This window comes from Enterococcus eurekensis (genome assembly GCF_042654605.1).
Lineage (GTDB): Bacteria > Bacillota > Bacilli > Lactobacillales > Enterococcaceae > Enterococcus_I > Enterococcus_I eurekensis.
Genome location: NZ_JBHSGT010000043.1, coordinates 69,345 through 85,496 on the forward strand (window position 1 = coordinate 69,345; position 16,152 = coordinate 85,496).

General features: G+C 36.5%; 17 protein-coding genes. 7 read left to right on the forward strand and 10 right to left on the reverse strand.

Annotated elements, in window-relative coordinates; genetic code table 11:
- Nucleotides 1-15: 15 nt before the first annotated feature.
- A complete protein-coding gene (locus ACFO3L_RS06860) occupies nucleotides 16-975 on the reverse strand; it encodes an AraC family transcriptional regulator (RefSeq protein ID WP_379965147.1) in 960 nt (319 codons plus the stop codon).
- A 74-nt stretch (nucleotides 976-1,049) separates the two neighbouring features.
- Between ACFO3L_RS06860 and xylA the strand changes: the two genes are divergently transcribed.
- From xylA to ACFO3L_RS06875, 3 genes are all read left to right on the forward strand, one after another.
- Nucleotides 1,050-2,357: a xylose isomerase gene (xylA, locus tag ACFO3L_RS06865; RefSeq protein WP_379965149.1), complete on the forward strand. Its 1,308-nt coding sequence runs from the start codon at nucleotides 1,050-1,052 to the stop codon at nucleotides 2,355-2,357.
- Between the two features lie 17 nt (nucleotides 2,358-2,374).
- Complete coding sequence (gene xylB, locus ACFO3L_RS06870) at nucleotides 2,375-3,868, forward strand: xylulokinase (protein ID WP_379965151.1); 1,494 nt, start codon at nucleotides 2,375-2,377, stop codon at nucleotides 3,866-3,868.
- 311 nt (nucleotides 3,869-4,179) lie between these two features.
- Nucleotides 4,180-4,986, forward strand: a complete 807-nt coding sequence (locus ACFO3L_RS06875) for an alpha/beta hydrolase (protein WP_379965153.1) — start codon at nucleotides 4,180-4,182, stop codon at nucleotides 4,984-4,986.
- 163 nt (nucleotides 4,987-5,149) lie between these two features.
- Here ACFO3L_RS06875 and trxA read toward each other — a convergent pair whose 3' ends face one another.
- The 4 genes from trxA to ACFO3L_RS06895 are packed head-to-tail and all read right to left on the reverse strand — an operon-like array spanning nucleotide 5,150 to nucleotide 7,735.
- A complete protein-coding gene (trxA, locus tag ACFO3L_RS06880; RefSeq protein ID WP_379965155.1) occupies nucleotides 5,150-5,464 on the reverse strand; it encodes a thioredoxin in 315 nt (104 codons plus the stop codon).
- A gap of 14 nt (nucleotides 5,465-5,478) precedes the next feature.
- Nucleotides 5,479-5,775, reverse strand: coding sequence for a rhodanese-like domain-containing protein (locus ACFO3L_RS06885; protein WP_379965157.1), 297 nt, complete (start codon nucleotides 5,773-5,775; stop codon nucleotides 5,479-5,481).
- On the reverse strand, nucleotides 5,768-7,420 hold the full coding sequence (locus ACFO3L_RS06890; protein WP_379965159.1) for an FAD-dependent oxidoreductase: 1,653 nt from the start codon (nucleotides 7,418-7,420) through the stop codon (nucleotides 5,768-5,770). Before ACFO3L_RS06890 ends, ACFO3L_RS06885 begins: the two co-directional genes overlap by 8 nt.
- The gene (locus ACFO3L_RS06895) at nucleotides 7,421-7,735 is read right to left on the reverse strand and encodes a rhodanese-like domain-containing protein (protein WP_379965161.1); all 315 of its coding nucleotides are present in this window, start codon (nucleotides 7,733-7,735) and stop codon (nucleotides 7,421-7,423) included. It abuts the gene before it with no gap.
- Between the two features lie 159 nt (nucleotides 7,736-7,894).
- On the opposite strand from ACFO3L_RS06895, the gene ACFO3L_RS06900 reads away from it, so the two are divergent.
- The 4 genes from ACFO3L_RS06900 (at nucleotide 7,895) to ACFO3L_RS06915 (ending at nucleotide 11,750) form a co-directional block, all read left to right on the forward strand.
- Nucleotides 7,895-10,360 carry an FAD-dependent oxidoreductase gene (locus ACFO3L_RS06900; RefSeq protein ID WP_379965163.1) on the forward strand — a complete coding sequence of 822 codons (2,466 nt, stop codon included), beginning with the start codon at nucleotides 7,895-7,897 and terminating at the stop codon, nucleotides 10,358-10,360.
- A 37-nt stretch (nucleotides 10,361-10,397) separates the two neighbouring features.
- Nucleotides 10,398-10,658, forward strand: a complete 261-nt coding sequence (locus ACFO3L_RS06905; protein WP_379965461.1) for a metal-sensitive transcriptional regulator — start codon at nucleotides 10,398-10,400, stop codon at nucleotides 10,656-10,658.
- Between the two features lie 19 nt (nucleotides 10,659-10,677).
- Nucleotides 10,678-10,992 carry a DsrE family protein gene (locus ACFO3L_RS06910; RefSeq protein WP_379965464.1) on the forward strand — a complete coding sequence of 105 codons (315 nt, stop codon included), beginning with the start codon at nucleotides 10,678-10,680 and terminating at the stop codon, nucleotides 10,990-10,992.
- Between the two features lie 77 nt (nucleotides 10,993-11,069).
- The gene (locus ACFO3L_RS06915) at nucleotides 11,070-11,750 is read left to right on the forward strand and encodes an RluA family pseudouridine synthase (protein WP_379965165.1); all 681 of its coding nucleotides are present in this window, start codon (nucleotides 11,070-11,072) and stop codon (nucleotides 11,748-11,750) included.
- A gap of 85 nt (nucleotides 11,751-11,835) precedes the next feature.
- On the opposite strand, the gene ACFO3L_RS06920 is transcribed toward ACFO3L_RS06915, so the two are convergent.
- From ACFO3L_RS06920 to ACFO3L_RS06940, 5 genes are all read right to left on the reverse strand, one after another.
- Complete coding sequence (locus ACFO3L_RS06920) at nucleotides 11,836-12,420, reverse strand: hypothetical protein (protein WP_379965167.1); 585 nt, start codon at nucleotides 12,418-12,420, stop codon at nucleotides 11,836-11,838.
- Nucleotides 12,410-13,066, reverse strand: a complete 657-nt coding sequence (locus tag ACFO3L_RS06925; RefSeq protein ID WP_379965169.1) for an ABC transporter ATP-binding protein — start codon at nucleotides 13,064-13,066, stop codon at nucleotides 12,410-12,412. The genes ACFO3L_RS06920 and ACFO3L_RS06925 overlap by 11 nt, the downstream gene beginning before the upstream one ends.
- Before the next feature lie 15 nt (nucleotides 13,067-13,081).
- Complete coding sequence (locus tag ACFO3L_RS06930) at nucleotides 13,082-13,891, reverse strand: hypothetical protein (RefSeq protein WP_379965171.1); 810 nt, start codon at nucleotides 13,889-13,891, stop codon at nucleotides 13,082-13,084.
- 741 nt (nucleotides 13,892-14,632) lie between these two features.
- Nucleotides 14,633-15,463, reverse strand: coding sequence for a hypothetical protein (locus ACFO3L_RS06935; RefSeq protein ID WP_379965173.1), 831 nt, complete (start codon nucleotides 15,461-15,463; stop codon nucleotides 14,633-14,635).
- A 3-nt stretch (nucleotides 15,464-15,466) separates the two neighbouring features.
- Nucleotides 15,467-16,138, reverse strand: coding sequence for a hypothetical protein (locus tag ACFO3L_RS06940; protein WP_379965175.1), 672 nt, complete (start codon nucleotides 16,136-16,138; stop codon nucleotides 15,467-15,469).
- Between the last annotated feature and the right edge of the window lie 14 nt (nucleotides 16,139-16,152).

The window sequence follows — 16,152 nt, forward strand, 5'->3', positions numbered from 1 at the left end:
ATAAGTGAAAACGTTTTATTTTGATGTAGAAGCCACTTCAAAATCTGCGAATTCACTAAATTGTTTTTGCATGAAACGCGCGCTATCTAGTTTTGGATAAATCATTTGTTGCTCACCGGATTGCGGACCGGTGGAGAGTATCGGATCAATTTTTTGTTGTTTCCGATAATCTTTGGGCGATAAGTGGTAGGTTGCTTTGAAGGCTTTATTTAAATAACGCACATCGGAAAAACCAGTCATTTCACTAATGGCTAAAATACTGTGTTCGGTATTGTTCAGCAAGTAGTAGGCTTTTTCGCTGCGAATCAAATTTAAATAATTTTGGAAAGATAAACCGAAATTTTGTTGAAAAAAATGCGATAAATAATTAACGGATAGCTCTTCTTGTTCAGCGATATCGTTTAATAGTAGTTTTTCATGATAGTGCTGATAGATGTATTGGCTAATCCGACGAATGCGTTCTTGTCGCACAAGATGAGCGCTTTGTTTATTTTCCGGAATCAGTTCAAAATTAGCACATTGCATAACTTCTGCTAAGGCTAGCGAAGCGTAACCGTGACATTGCAAGGCGAAGTAGGTTTGTTCCTCAAAAAAAGCCTGACACGTTTTGAAAAAATAAAAACGTAGCGCAGAAAAATGTGGATTTTCCGTTTGAGAAAGGACTTTTTGAGCGAAAGAGAGTTCATTTATTTGCGGGAAAAAAGCATCAAATTCTTTCGTGTTTAATTGTAAAATCAGTAATTTGGCCGTCTCTTTAGCTATTAGTTCATGGAGTTGACAAGAGTTGATTAAAATCAACTGATCTTTTTCAACTTTCAACTGTTCGTTGTCAATCGTCAAAATTAGTTGACCCTCAATAACGTAAATCCATTCCAAATCGGTATGGAGATGGGGGCGACGATAGTTCATATCAATTAAAAAGGCATGCACGCCTCTTGCTTGATTGTGTTCAATTAATTCAAATTCATTCGACATCAAAAACGCTCCTTTCCACATCAATATAACGAATGTTGAAGGAGTTATCAAATAAAAAATAGGAGGAAACAAAAATGGCATATTTTGAAAATGTAGGAAAAATTAATTATGAAGGGGTAAAATCAGACAATCCGTTTGCTTTTCGTCATTACAACGCCGAAGAAATCGTGTTAGGCAAAACAATGAAAGAGCATCTACGCTTTGCAGTCGCATATTGGCACACAATGACACAAGACGGTTCTGATCCATTTGGAAAAGCGACCAATATTCGTAATTGGTGGGGAGAAACACCAATGGAAACAGCTAAGAACCGTGTCGAAGCCTTCTTTGAAATTTTAGAAAAATTAGGCGTTGAATATTTCTGTTTCCATGATATTGATATTGCTCCCGAAGGCGATTCATTAGAAGAGTTTTTCCAAAATATCGATGAAATTACGGATTTAATTAAAGAAAAAATGGATGAAACAGGAATTAAATTGCTTTGGAACACAGCAAACATGTTCTCACATCCGCGTTTTGTCAATGGTGCAGCTTCTTCAAACAATGCTGATGTTTTTGCGTATTCGGCAGCCCAAGTTAAAAAAGGTTTAGATGTCAGCAAAAAACTTGGTGGCGAAAACTATGTATTCTGGGGTGGTCGTGAAGGCTACGAGTCATTATTAAATACAGATATGGCCTTCGAACAAGACAATATCGCGCGCTTATTTAAAATGGCAATTGCTTATGGTGAAAAAATTGGTCACAAACCACAATTTTTAATTGAACCAAAACCAAAAGAACCATCAACTCACCAATATGATTTTGATGCCGCAACTTCAATGGCCTTTATTCAAAAATATGGCTTAGAAGGCGACTTTAAATTGAACTTAGAAGCCAACCATGCAACGCTTGCTGGTCATACATTTGAACATGAATTAAATGTGGCCCGTTCATATGATGCGTTAGGCTCAATCGATGCCAACCAAGGCGATCCATTATTAGGCTGGGATACCGATGAATTCCCGACAAATGTTCTTGATACAACATTAGCGATGTACGAAATTTTAGAAAATGGTGGTATTGCACCTGGTGGTATCAACTTTGACTCAAAAGTTCGTCGTTCATCATTTGAAATGGATGATTTATTCTTAGCTCATATAGCAGGAATGGACACTTATGCACGTGGCCTAAAAGCTGCAGCAGCTTTAAAAGAAGACCGTTTCTTTGATGAATTAAAAGAAAAACGCTATGCAAGTTATCAAGAAGGCATTGGTGCGAAGATTGTAGCAGGAGAAGAAGACTTAGAAAGTTTAACAGCATACGCACTTGAAAATGATGACATTACATTAGAATCAAGTCATTTAGAATTTGTAAAATCTCGTTTAAATGACTACTTATTCTAAAGATAAGGAGTAAGAAAATGGCATATGTTTTAGGACTTGATTTAGGAACAAGTGCATTAAAAGGCTTATTAATCGACGAGAAAGGGACAATAATCGGCAGTGCAACTGCCGATTACCCTTTAATTCATCCGGCATCTGGCTATAGTGAGCAAGACCCCAACGAATGGTTAAAGGCTTGCGAGCAAGTTTTTGAAAGCTTACAGACGACGGTCGCAGATTTTGGTGAGCAATTGGCAGGAATTAGTTTTTCTGGCCAAATGCATAGTCTTGTTGTCTTGGATGAAGAGCAACGAGTATTACGGAATGCGATTTTATGGAATGACGTGCGGACAACCACGCAATGTGAAACGATTATGGCTGACTTTGGCGAGGAATTATTAGCAATTACTAAAAATATTGCGCTTGAAGGATTTACCTTACCAAAAATCTTGTGGATTCAAGAAAACGAACCCGAGCTTTGGGGAAAAGTTCGTCATATTTTATTACCGAAAGACTACTTAGGTTACTGGCTAACCGGTACAATGCATATGGATTATTCGGATGCAGCGGGTACCTTGATGTTAGATGTGGCGGAGAAACAATGGTCACAAGCGGTATTAGAACAATTTGCGATTCCAAGTAACTATTTACCAAAATTAATTGATTCAAGTGGCCAAACAGGGATTTTACAACCCAATTTAGCTGAAAAGTATGGTATACAGCAAGAAGTCAAAATCTTTGCTGGTGGAGCAGATAATGCTTGTGCCGCAATTGGTGCTGGAATTTTAAGTGTAGAAACCGGAATGGTCAGCATTGGAACCTCGGGGGTCTTTTTATCTTATGAAGATCAACAATTGCCAACGTATCAAGGGAAACTTCATTTGTTTAACCATGGGATTAAAGATCGTTACTATTCAATGGGTGTGACGTTGGCGGCTGGTCATAGTTTAAGTTGGTTTAAAGATACTTTTGCTGCAGACTTAAGTTTTGAGGAACTTTTGGCTGGAATTGATGCGATTGAACCAGGCGCAGAAAGACTATTGTTTACGCCGTACATTGTTGGCGAGCGGACTCCACATGTTGATAGTCAAATTCGTGGTAGCTTTATTGGGATCGACACGAATCATACATTGACACATTTTGCGAAAGCAGTTTTAGAAGGCATTACTTTTTCTTTAAAAGACAGTCAACAATTGATGGAAACCATTGCTGGTAAAACGTTTGAAAAAATCGTTTCTGTTGGTGGTGGGGCGAAGAATCCAGATTGGTTGCAAATGCAAGCGGATATTTTCAATAGCGAAATCGTTTGTCTAACAGCGGAAGAAGGCCCGGGATTAGGGGCTGCCATGTTAGCGGCGACAGGTCTAGGCTGGTTTGAAGATTTGCAAGCTTGCTCGGAAACTTTTGTTAGCTATCGACCAGGTGCGCTACCAAATCCGCAAAATGTTGAAAAATATCAAAAACTGTATCCAATTTATCAAAAAGTTTATGGCGCAACAAAGGTGATAAGTGAAGCGTTTTGTGACGAGTAATAAGTAAAGAAACGCTTGAAAGTGTACTTTACTTTCAAAAAGTTTCAGACTTATTACCGAGACACAGCTTCAAGTATCCCGTTCGACAAAGGTGATAAGTGAAGCGTTTTGTGACGAGTAATAAGTAAAGAAACGCTTGAAAGTGTACTTTACTTTCAAAAAGTTACTTCTTAATTTCGTAACGTTTAAAATTCGGTTTAACAAATCGAAAGCTTGAACGTTATGTATAAAGAGGTAACTTTTTTTAGTGCTGAATGGTAGCGCATTCGTGTTATAATGGCTACAAAAAGCATATGAAATGAGGGGAATAGATGATTTATAAAACAAGAGAGGTACGTGTGAATAATCAAACGGCAATTTTGACCAGTTATCTTATTAGTAACACCGCTGAAATCGATATCAATCGGAAGCGACCAGCAGTTATTATATGTCCCGGTGGTGGTTATGAGTTTACATCAGATCGTGAAGCAGAACCGATTGCTTTAAAGATGATGAATATGGGATTCCATGCCTTTGTTTTACATTACAATGTCAAACCACATGTCTATCCACAAGCGTTGCTAGAATTAGCAACGGCGGTACAAATTGTTCGGGAAAATCATCAAGTGTGGGGGATTGATCCATCGAAAATAATCGTTGCAGGTTTTTCAGCAGGCGGCCACTTAGCAGCCAGTTTAGGTGTTTTTTGGCAAGGGTCGTTACTCGTCGAAAAAATGAAGGGCGAAAAAGAAAGTTGGCAGCCGAATGGTTTGCTACTGGCCTATCCAGTAATTTCAAGTGGCGAGTTTATACATGAAGGTTCATTTAAGGCACTCTTAGCTGAAAATTATCCCCAAATGAAAGATGAGTTGTCATTGGAAATGCAAGTGAATGCGGACACACCACCGACTTTCTTATGGCATACATTCGAAGACGACGTGGTTCCCATGGAAAATAGCATGCTATTTGCGAGTCATTTGCGTCGAAACGAGATTCCATTTGAACTACATCTCTTTCCCAAAGGTGGGCATGGTCTAAGTTTAGCAACAGCTGAAACCTCACGAGATTTTTATGGGATAAATGAACAAGTGGCGGTTTGGCCAGAACTATTCGAGCGATGGGTTCAGAATAATTTCTGAACTCAAAACAAGCTTTTTTAAAGAGGCAAGATCAAGGGTTAAGTTGATTTTTTAAATAGGTAAATAAAACAAGCGGGACTGTGACGAATGCCACAGTCCCGCTTGCTAGTTAGATGGTAGTAATATTTTTATTCTTTTATTGATTGCGTTGAATCGTTGTTTCCTAGTCGATATGTGAAGCTAAGATGGATTGTAGTTTTTGTTTTGGTTGAACACCCATTAGGCGCTCAACAGGTAAACCGTCTTTGAAAACCATTAGTGTTGGAATACTTTGGATTCCAAAGTGGACTGCCAATGAACCTTCTTCATCAACGTTTACTTTGTTAATTTGAACTTTATCTGCAGGCATTTCTTTCGATAATTCATCTAAAATTGGGTTTTGCATACGGCAAGGACCACACCAAGGTGCCCAAAAATCGACAAGATGTACGCCTTTAGCAATTTGGCTTTGAAAAGTTCCAGTTGTTAAGTTATTCATATTTTTTTCGCTCCTTACTCTTTTTCGCCAGGCCAAGCAGAAGTGCCGCCTAAAACGTTTGTGACATCATAGCCTTGTGCACTTAGGAATTCACTTGCATGGGCAGAACGGCCACCTGATTGACAAATTACGTAATACTCTTGATCTTTATCTAATTCTGAGAAGTTTTCAGCTAACGTGCTTAGTGGGTAGTTTTTTGCAGTTGGAACGTGTCCAGCTGCAAATTCATCGACTTCGCGAACGTCAATAATGGATAATTTTTTACGTTTTGCTTCTTGGTAAAATTCAGGCATTCCTGTAGATTTATACATATTCTAATTCCTCCGGTAATACGGTGTGATAAAAGGCAAACGCACCGTCTAAGTTTTTCACTTTGAATCCTGCTTGTTTAAGCATTCTTTCGCCAATGTAGCTTCTTAAACCACTATGACAAGTAATAATATATTCAGTATTCGGATCTAATTCATGAGCGCGGCAACGTAAATCGTTCAATGGGATATTGACACTGTCTTTAAATTGGCCTTGTTTGCGTTCGCTATCGTTACGAACGTCTAAAATCACTTGGCCATTTTCAGTTGCTTCTTTAACATCATACCATTGCATCATGTCGGTTAAGCCTTCCATGTAGTTTAAAGCAACATAACCAAGCATATTTACAGGGTCTTTAGCCGAACCAAATGGTGGTGCATAAGTAAACTCTAATTCAGGTAAGTCTTCAACAGTTAGGTTTCCTTTGATTGCTGTTGCTAAAATATCGATACGTTTGTCGACACCTTTTTGTCCAACACCTTGAGCACCGTAAATTTCACCTGTTTCAGGGTTGAAAACAAGTTTCATGAAGACATCAGTCGCTCCAGGGTAATAACCAGCATGGTCTTTTCCAGAAGTGTGAACGACAGCGACTGGTTTACCTAATTGGCGAGCAACACGTTCAGAAAGTCCAGTTGATGCTGCACTTAGATTGAAAGTACGAACAATTGCTGTTCCAATACTACCTTTATTTGTACGTTTCATGCCTGAAATCACATCAGCCACTTGGCGTCCTTGGCGGTTAGCAGGAGAAGCAAGTGAGATTAAGGCATCTTCACCTGAAATTTGGTTTTTAACAACAATCGCATCACCGACAGCATAAATATCTTTTTGGCTTGTTTCGTAACGCTCATCAACTAAAATACCACCACGTAAGCCTAGTTCGATTCCAGCAGTTTGTGCTAAAGTATTTTCTGGTGTGACACCAACCGATAGAATGGTTAAATCAGATTCTAATTCGCTACCATCTTCTAAAATAATTGTTTTTCCAGCATTTTTAAAACCGTTCGCTGATTGAGAAGTAATTACTTTTACGCCATTGCTTTCAAGTTCGTTTTTAACAAAAGCAGCCATTTCTTCATCTAATGGTGGTAAAACATGAGGTGCTTTTTCAACAATTGTTACTTCTAAACCACGAGCATGTAAGTTTTCAGCCATTTCAAGACCGATAAATCCTGCACCGATTACCACTGCTTTTTTCGGTGCTTGATTTTCAACAACGTCCATAATTTGGTTTAAGTCAGGAACATTACGTAAGCTAAAGGCATTCGTTGCTTCTGATAAACCATCAATTGGAGGAACAAAAGGTTTTGCTCCTGGTGACAAGATGAGGTGGTCATAGCTTTCAGTTACTGTATTACCTTCGTGTCGAACAGTGACTGTTTTTGCTTTTGGATCGATTGAAAGAACTTCATGATTCGGACGAACATCTAAACTAAAACGTGCTTGTAATGCTTCCGGTGTTTGAACAAGTAATTTACTTTTATCTGCAATTTCACCTGAAACATAATAAGGTAACCCACAGTTTGCAAACGAAACGTATGGTCCTTTTTCAAAAACAATAATTTGAGCATCTTCATTTAAACGACGTAAGCGTGTTGCAGCTGACATTCCACCAGCGACGCCTCCAACAATAATAACTTTCATTTATTTTCCTCCTCTAATTTTTCCCGCCCATTGGCTCATACCGCCACGAACGTTAATTGGTTGATAACCCATTTTTTTTAATTGCTTTGCAGCATTTTTACTACGCATACCGGATTGGCAAATGACATAAACTTCTTTGTCGCTTGCATTTGAATAGGTAGTGATTTTATTTAATGGAACATTTTTCGCTTTCGCGATATGCCCTCCACGGTATTCTGAGGGTGTTCTGACATCAAGTAACGTGATATTGCTTGTTAATAGACCCTCAAGCTCTTTAGTAGAGATCGAAGGGATCTTTTGAAATAATCCAAACATGGTTTTGCTCCTTTTCGATTAAATACCTTACGGGGTATATTAAACCGTGTTTGATTCCTTTTGTCAAGTTGATTGATTTGCGAATTGAATGTTAAAAGTAATTGACGAAATATACCCTAGTAAGGTATATTTCTTAATTGAAGGGAGCTTGATATTTAGATGGCACGAAAAATTTTAATCATTGGTGGGGTAGCCGGTGGCGCGACAGCAGCGACACGTCTACGTCGTTTAAGTGAAACAGACAATATTATTTTATTTGAAAAAGGGGAATATATTTCATTTGCGAACTGTGGATTACCTTACCATGTAGGTGGCGTAATCAAAGAGCGCGACAATTTATTGTTGCAAACAGTAGAAGGAATGGAAAAACAATATAATTTAGACATTCGTAATTTCTCAGAAGTAACAAGTATTGATCCAGTTGAAAAAACGGTGACTGTTTATCATCACCAAACAAAACAAACTTATGTCGAAAGTTTTGATGAGTTGATTCTTTCAACGGGGGCAAAAGCAATTGTTCCAGCAATCGATGGATTGGATCAAGCAAATAATGTTTTCAGTTTACGAAATATTCCGGATATGGATCAGATTCAAGCATACATTAAAGCAAATAATGTCCAAACGGCAACAGTTATTGGTGGCGGATTTATTGGTCTTGAGATGATGGAAAATTTAGTAGAACTTGGGATTCAAGTTCAATTAGTTGAAATGGCGCCTCAAGTGATGCCAAACGTTGATTTTGAAATGGCTCAACAAATTCACCAACAAATTAATTTACACGGCGTAAACTTAATTTTAAACGATGGACTGAAAGAGTTTCAAGAAGCTGGCCGTCGCTTAGTTTTAACAAGTGGTCGCGTATTACGCTCAGATATGACATTACTTTCAATTGGTGTAACGCCAGAAAACACCTTAGCTAAGGAAGCTGGTTTAACACTTGGTTTTCGTGGTGGTGTCAAAGTCGATAAAAATTTCCAAACAAGTGCAGACTCCATTTATGCAATTGGTGATATGATTGAAATTCCTGATTTTGTCACACAAGAAGCAACACATGTACCACTTGCTTGGCCAGCTAACCGTCAAGGACGCTTAGTGGCAGATGTTTTAAATGGCGGAGAAATTGATTATCCAGGAACAATGGGAACATCGGTTGCTAAAGTTTTCGAATTAACGATTGCGGCAACTGGGAATAGTGAACGTCTTTTAAAACAAAAAGGTATTGCTTATCACGCCATTCATTTACATCCAAATTCGCATGCCGGTTATTATCCAGGTGCGAGCCAAATTCATATGAAGTTATTATTTGGTAATGATGAGAAGATTTTAGGTGTGCAAGCAGTTGGAATTGATGGGGTTGAAAAGCGTGTAGACGTGATAGCGACAGCGATGCGTTTTGGCGCCAAAGCTTCTGATTTAGCAAGTGTTGAGTTGGCATATGCACCACCTTATTCAAGTGCGAAAGACCCAGTCAATATGTTAGGTTATACTGCAGATAATATCATTAACGGAAAAGTTCAGATCATTCAATGGCATGAAGTCGATGCCCTTTTAGAAAATGGTGCCTTTTTCTTAGATATTCGTGAATCGTTTGAACAAGCAGCCGGTCTGTTGCCAAATACTTCTTCAATTCCGTTGAATGAGTTACGTCAAAGAGTCGATGAATTGCCAAAAGATCAAACAATTTATGTTTATTGTCAAGTTGGACAACGTGGTTATAATGCGGCACGTGTGTTAATGAGTCATGGTTTTGATGTACGCAACTTAGATGGTGGCTACAAAACTTATAAACAAGCAAAATATGAATTGAAAAATATTGCGCTTGCTGCACCAACCAAAGAAGTTCCAGCTAGTGTTGCAGCTGCTGTTTCTAATTTAGCAATAGTTGAAGTCGATGCTCGTGGATTGCAATGTCCAGGTCCAATTTTAAAAGTGAAACAAGAAATTGACCGCATGGAAAATGGGCAACAATTATCCATTCAAGTTAGTGACTTTGGTTTTAGTGCTGATATCGCTGCTTGGTGTAAAAATACTGGAAATACTTTAGTTTCAACAGATATTCAAGGTAGTCAAGTGGTAGCGTTAATTACAAAAGGCCAAGCAGTAGCGACAGACCAACAACTACCCGATTTATCTAAAGCGCAAGAAGGCGTGCTTCACGAAACGAAAGATGGCGCAACAATGGTGGTCTTTAGTGGTGACATGGATAAAGTCTTAGCTTCAATGATTATTGCTTCAGGTGCCGCTGCGATGGGTAAAAACGTGACGATCTTCTTTACTTTCTGGGGACTAAGTGCTCTGAAAAAACGTGCAATCAAAAAACGTGGTATGGCGAAAATGTTTGATATGATGTTACCTAAAGGGGCACAATCAATGCCGATTTCTTCAATGAATATGGGTGGCATGGGTGCGAAAATGATGAAACACATTATGAAAGAAAAAAATGTTGATTCATTAGAAACCATGATTGGTAAAGCAAGCGACTTAGGTGTTAAATTCGTTGCATGTACGATGAGTATGGATATTATGGGAATTGAAAAAGCCGAATTATATGATTTTGTTGAATATGGTGGCGTTGCAACGTATCTAGGTGACAGTGAAGCCTCAAACTTGAATTTATTCATCTAAATACGGTATGGTAAGGTCAGAAAGTATGGGTGAAGAAATGGAAGCAGAAAACAAAAAAATTATGAACCGCCTTCGTCGAGCAGAAGGCCAATTAAGAGGCATTCAAAAAATGATTGAAGACGAGCAAGAGTGCCTTGATATTATTACGCAATTAAGCGCGGTTCGCTCGGGAATCGATCGAGTGATGGGGATTATTATGGCTGAAAATTTAAAAAATTGTTTTATTGATCCAGATAAAGACCCAGAAGAACAAGCCAAAAAAGTCGAACAAGCGATTAATATGATTATTAAAAAATAAGTAAAGGGGTTTGATGAAAGTGAAAGTTGTTTTTCATATTGATGATGTCAACCGTTGGCCACGAGTCAAAGGAAATGTCCAAAATTTATTGAAAGAAACACAAGAGATAGCGGTAATTATTTTGGCGAATAGCGATGCGGTCCAAGGGTATTTAAGTGAAGAGAACCAAGCCTTCATTCAAACGACCCCTATTGTGTTTCACGCTTGCCGTAATGCTTTACGCGGACAGAAAATTTCTGAAGACAAATTACCGGATACAGTGAAAGTTGTACCGGCGGGGGTTCTTGATTTAATCGAATTGCAAACGCAAGGTTATAGTTATATTAAAGTTTAGTGAAATGATTGGGAAACCTATCTTTCTCTTTTGAGTGTGATATGATTGAAACATTATACTTAAGGGAGAAGGATTTTATGAAAGTGCCAATATTGTATGAGGACAATCATCTCTTATTGGTCGAAAAACCACGAAATATTCCTGTTCAAGAAGACAGTAGTCGTGATTTGGATTTATTAACCGGTTTAAAACAAATGATAAAAGTTCGTGATGATAAACCAGGCAACGTTTATTTAGGCTTGGTGCATCGGTTAGATCGTCCAGTTGGTGGTGCCATGGTTTTTGCTAAAACGTCAAAAGCCGCATCACGTCTATCCGATATGATGCGTCGTCAAGTGATTGAGCGCCAATATTGGGCAGTCGTTCACGGTGTCCCAAAACAAAAAAAGGACCAGTTAACCGATTATCTATATAAAAATACGCAAAAAAATCAAGTAGCAGTTGTTTCAAGTAAACATCCAGGTGCAAAAAAAGCCATTTTGAATTATCAAGTATTGGCTAGTCGAGAGGGCTTTAGCTTACTTGCCGTTCAATTAGAAACGGGGAGACCACATCAAATTCGAGTCCAGCTATCAGCCATGGGACATCCAATTTATGGCGATCAAAAATATGGTCAAAAGACCAGTAAAGTTGGGCAACAAATTGCTTTATGGGCACAATCATTAAGCTTGGAACACCCAATCAAAAAAGAACCAATACACGTGGAGGCAAAATTGCCGTCTGAATATCCCTGGAATATATGGGAACAGACGGAATAATCAAACAAGGGATCGCGATATAGTCGCGGTCCCTTGTTTGGTTAAAAATGTTGAAATGTCAGTCAACCTAAGTCTTTCTCTTCGATTAGTTAAATAACAATTGAACCCTCTCGACGTCTGGTGATAACTGATAAGTATAATAAAAATTTTGAGAAGATAGACGCTTATAAGTCTGTTTACTCAAGCTATTCTTGTTGATTGCGTAGTATAAAGTGATTTCATCGGTTTGTTGAGCAGCGATATTTTGGGTTATTTCACCGTTATTTACTTCAAGCATTGTTGGTAGAGAAACACCATTAGAGTATGTATCATTTACCGTAAGCATAGCCATCATTAACGCTTCAATATTTTGTTCGCTATCCGATTTATTATTCACGCTTAGAGTGACTGAAATAAGGGTATACGATAGTCCGTTATCTTTTGATTGTGCATAAAAATTAGGCGCGAATTGCGAGACTTCTGTAGATGCTATAAAATGTGCATCCTTTACATAGAATTCTAAACTAGTATTTTTAGGAACTTTCAAAGGTACATTCATTTGATGAATCGTTTCTTTGGGTAGGCGATAAATATTATTAACGGTTATAACAGATTTGAAAAATAATATGGATAAGAGGAAGAGGCTAAGTATTGATAGCATGACAATTCTTTTCTTTTTTTTATCGAGCATTTTTATCAACTCCGTATTGTCTAAGTACCTTACCAGTTTTCATTTCAATTATTTCATCGGCCAAGAAGTCCAATTCCTCTTTATCATGAGATGCCACAATAATTAAGGCACCTTTTTCTTTTCGATTCGTTAATAAATCCAAGACTTTTTGAGTAGACTCCTCGTCTAAACCATTAAGTGGCTCATCTAATAAAATAATTTTGGGATTTTCCATGACGGCACTAATAATTCCGATTTTTTGCTTCATACCTAGTGAATAATTTTTAACTTTTTTATTATCATTTGGATCTAAATCAAAGTAATTCATTAAGTCTATTATCGTATGTTGATCGATTTCATCTTTGATAGAAGCGAGTGTCATTAAATTTTTTATACCAGAATAATTTGTGATTAATCCAGGGTTCTCAATTAGAATACCTAAACTATCTGGAAAAGAGAGATCTTTACCCAGTTCCAGATTATCAATCGTAATTTTCCCTGATGTAGGCAAGACTAAACCACATATCAGACGAAGTAACATGGTTTTTCCGGCGCCATTTTTCCCTCGAAGTCCGTAAATTTTCCCACTTTCTAAATGAAGCGAAACATTGGTAATAATAGGTAGTTTCTTTATATTTTTTGAGACATCATCTATAATAATTTTCATTTTTTCCCCTTTCATTCATACCGTGTAATCCCATTTTTTGATTTTATTCCATCCAATCACATAAAAAAAACAAAGACAAAATATAGAGATGAGTAGACCAGTATAACTGTTTATTTGAGTAGTGGATAGTGAAGACGTCATAACATTATTTCTTAAAAGCATTAAGTAATTCCCTAGAAAAATAGGTGAAGTGAAAAAAGCTGAAATAACTAGATAAGCAATGATACAAAGAAAACTTTGAAGTTCACCCCAAAAGTAAGTAACTAATAATTCAAGTAGAGCTAAAGTACTGCAAATTAACCAAGGGATAAACACAACATTAGTAAAAATCGAAACATTCGAAAAAGAAGAGCTTGCGCCTATAAAATACTCTGAAAAACTTTGTGTTGGCGTAAGAGAAAAAAAGTTCCCGCTTATCAAAACACATAATATTGAAGTAAGTAAAATAACGGAAAAGTGGATAAAAACAGTGGAGAATGTTAATAATACTTTAAATGACCAAAAGGAGACTCGTTTTTTAAATGAAAAAAACAGCAAATAATTCAATGTTCCTGTTGCAGGCCGAATGGTGATATTTATAGAATAAAAGATAAAAATAAATAAGCTTAACCACAAAAGAGGAATTCTAAAAACATCTAGCATCCCTATATTTTCAATAGGCTGAATCCCTAGAAATAAGAAAACGAGGCTATCACCTAAAGAAATTTTATTTAGGTGAGGTGTTTTTACCAGCTGAAAGAAACTAATTCCTGTGAATAATGCTGTGATCAAATAATAATACCAAATTGAAAGTATTCGAGATTGAAAAAACCGATATCTATTCATGAAAATCCTTTCGAGTAATTATTTTTAAGTGTGCGAATCCATAGAACATAACTAAGCAGAAAATGAAAGTGAGTATTTGTTTATAAGCAAACCTTGTTTGATCTATGAAAGAGTGATAAGAAAAAAAAGAATAAAGCTGCATTAATCCTAAAAAGAGTAGGCTGAAGAAAAAACAGAGCATAAATGAGTCTGTATACCAATAAATCAATAGAAAGATTGAACCTATAAATAATAGAGAAATCCAGATGGTAAACAGAGTGAGTGTAGCAACTATAACAAAAGAAATATCTAGTAATGTTCCTGTTTTAAAAAAGAAGAAACTATTCATACTATCCCAATTCATTGACGTCGTGACAAAAGGAAATGAAAGGATAAATACGAGAAATCCTATTAATAGCGTCCATAAAAGACTCGAAGTAACAATGATAAATGATTGTTGATACCATAATGTCTGTCTTTTTTTAAAACTTAAGACATGGTGAGAATTAAAGTTTTGAAAGAACAAAAAACATAATGTTATCACGTACGGAAAGGTAACGATGAAACCATGAATATAAGGTTCACCGATCAATATGAAGCTATCAGCTAATGAAAATTCAAGTAACTCACGTTGTGATCGATTAATAATAAAAAAAATACTAGTCGCTAAACTACCCAATAGATAGACAATTAATAAAGAGAAAAATATCCAAAAACGTTGAACGTTCTTAAGATAAAAAGAAAGAGTTTTTAATTGATTCACTAATCTGTTCCTCTCATTCCGAAGTGTAAATAGCTAAATAGAGACAGTATTAGAAATGAGCACATTTCTAATACAAGAAGCGGGAGACTAATCTTTGCTTGAAAAGGGTAAAGAAATTCTTGTGGGCTTAAAAAGGATAGATCTGCCAAATCTAGAATCATTGTTCCAAAAAGAATGATTAGGAAAGGAAATGAAAAAATAATAAAAGAATAATCTGTAAAAAAGGTGACAATTAAACTTAGAGTGGCATAAATTCCAGCGAAAATAAAAATGATAATAAAAAAGAGTCCGACATATAAAAAAGGAGTGGAGTAGAATAAGTGTGACAACGTGCTAATATCTGTTATTCCAGCATGAGCGGTCTCAGGATACGGCCCTATAATTGGAAAAAGGGTCATAAAAAAAAGAAAATTTAAAATTAAGGGAATAATGACAGCTAATCCACCTGAAAAAAAGGTTGCTATCCATTTTGCAAAATAGTAATTTTTCTTTTTTGTTCGTGTAAAAACACTTTTTAGGTAACCATTTTTCTCATCTAACATGTAAGAATTACCGTGTGGAAATGCAGCTAAAAGTGGTAAGATCAAAAAAAACAAAAATCCGTTAAATAACATACCTGATTCACCTATCCAGGCGCTCCATAAGTAGTCAGGTGCATCCATTGCTTGCTCTTCAAAGTAGCCTACCATTTGCTTCATATTTCCGACATCATTTGTATGCAAGTAGAGCCAAATTTGATGACCTGAAATTAGCATTCCGACAATCAGAGAAATCAGCATTTTTTTATTGAATAGTGCTCGTTTTATTTCTAAGGAAATCATTTTCTTCATTGATTAATTCTCCTTAATATCAAGTTTAACTTTTGTTAAGTATTGTGGGTCCATTGCCACAACACCATTCAAATCAGGTAAAATATATAAATTATCTTTAAGGGAATCATACTCACTATCGAGTAGAACGTATCCTAGGTAGATTTTTTTTCTTTCTTGTGGCTTTAAAGTTAGCTTAAAGCTTTCTTTTTTTTCAATATCTTTTGTTGTACTAGTAAGAGAAATATCTGTGACATTGAACAATTCCTGTTCTTTTTCGGTAAAGAGAGATATATTCGCCAATTCAATCGTATAATCGCTATCCTTCGTGTTTGTTATAGTCACACCAATTTCTAAGTAAGAATGATTGTCAAGAAAGGTATTATCCCCATCTACTTCAACATCTGATAAAACATAGTATTTAGGATCAACATGATTAAGATGATTAATTTTTTTGGAAATGATAGAGGACTCAACTAAGAAAGTGAAATCTTCATTTTCAAGAATTTGGTTTTCTGAAATGGTCTTTGTCCGATTTGAGGTTGTACTGAGCGTTTTAGATTCACTTTCATGCTTTAATTGCTCAGAGAAATCTGTACCCATTTTCGGTAGAATGTCGGATTTGTAAACAATTATACCGAAAATAAAAAAAATAATAATCATGAACATAGTTATGGCTAATAGATTTTTTTTCATTTATAGCACCTATA

What these genes read in the sequence shown, in the direction of transcription:
- ACFO3L_RS06875 (WP_379965153.1), top strand. Translation starts at nt 4,180, where the DNA reads ATGATTTATAAAACAAGAGAGGTACGTGTGAATAATCAAACGGCAATT.
- ACFO3L_RS06900 (WP_379965163.1), top strand. Translation starts at nt 7,895, where the DNA reads ATGGCACGAAAAATTTTAATCATTGGTGGGGTAGCCGGTGGCGCGACA.
- ACFO3L_RS06920 (WP_379965167.1), bottom strand. Translation starts at nt 12,420, where the DNA reads ATGCTCGATAAAAAAAAGAAAAGAATTGTCATGCTATCAATACTTAGC.
- trxA (WP_379965155.1), bottom strand. Translation starts at nt 5,464, where the DNA reads ATGAATAACTTAACAACTGGAACTTTTCAAAGCCAAATTGCTAAAGGC.
- ACFO3L_RS06915 (WP_379965165.1), top strand. Translation starts at nt 11,070, where the DNA reads ATGAAAGTGCCAATATTGTATGAGGACAATCATCTCTTATTGGTCGAA.
- ACFO3L_RS06940 (WP_379965175.1), bottom strand. Translation starts at nt 16,138, where the DNA reads ATGAAAAAAAATCTATTAGCCATAACTATGTTCATGATTATTATTTTT.
- ACFO3L_RS06925 (WP_379965169.1), bottom strand. Translation starts at nt 13,066, where the DNA reads ATGAAAATTATTATAGATGATGTCTCAAAAAATATAAAGAAACTACCT.
- ACFO3L_RS06885 (WP_379965157.1), bottom strand. Translation starts at nt 5,775, where the DNA reads ATGTATAAATCTACAGGAATGCCTGAATTTTACCAAGAAGCAAAACGT.
- ACFO3L_RS06935 (WP_379965173.1), bottom strand. Translation starts at nt 15,463, where the DNA reads ATGAAGAAAATGATTTCCTTAGAAATAAAACGAGCACTATTCAATAAA.
- ACFO3L_RS06905 (WP_379965461.1), top strand. Translation starts at nt 10,398, where the DNA reads ATGGAAGCAGAAAACAAAAAAATTATGAACCGCCTTCGTCGAGCAGAA.
- xylB (WP_379965151.1), top strand. Translation starts at nt 2,375, where the DNA reads ATGGCATATGTTTTAGGACTTGATTTAGGAACAAGTGCATTAAAAGGC.
- ACFO3L_RS06860 (WP_379965147.1), bottom strand. Translation starts at nt 975, where the DNA reads ATGTCGAATGAATTTGAATTAATTGAACACAATCAAGCAAGAGGCGTG.
- ACFO3L_RS06930 (WP_379965171.1), bottom strand. Translation starts at nt 13,891, where the DNA reads ATGAATAGATATCGGTTTTTTCAATCTCGAATACTTTCAATTTGGTAT.
- ACFO3L_RS06890 (WP_379965159.1), bottom strand. Translation starts at nt 7,420, where the DNA reads ATGAAAGTTATTATTGTTGGAGGCGTCGCTGGTGGAATGTCAGCTGCA.
- xylA (WP_379965149.1), top strand. Translation starts at nt 1,050, where the DNA reads ATGGCATATTTTGAAAATGTAGGAAAAATTAATTATGAAGGGGTAAAA.
- ACFO3L_RS06895 (WP_379965161.1), bottom strand. Translation starts at nt 7,735, where the DNA reads ATGTTTGGATTATTTCAAAAGATCCCTTCGATCTCTACTAAAGAGCTT.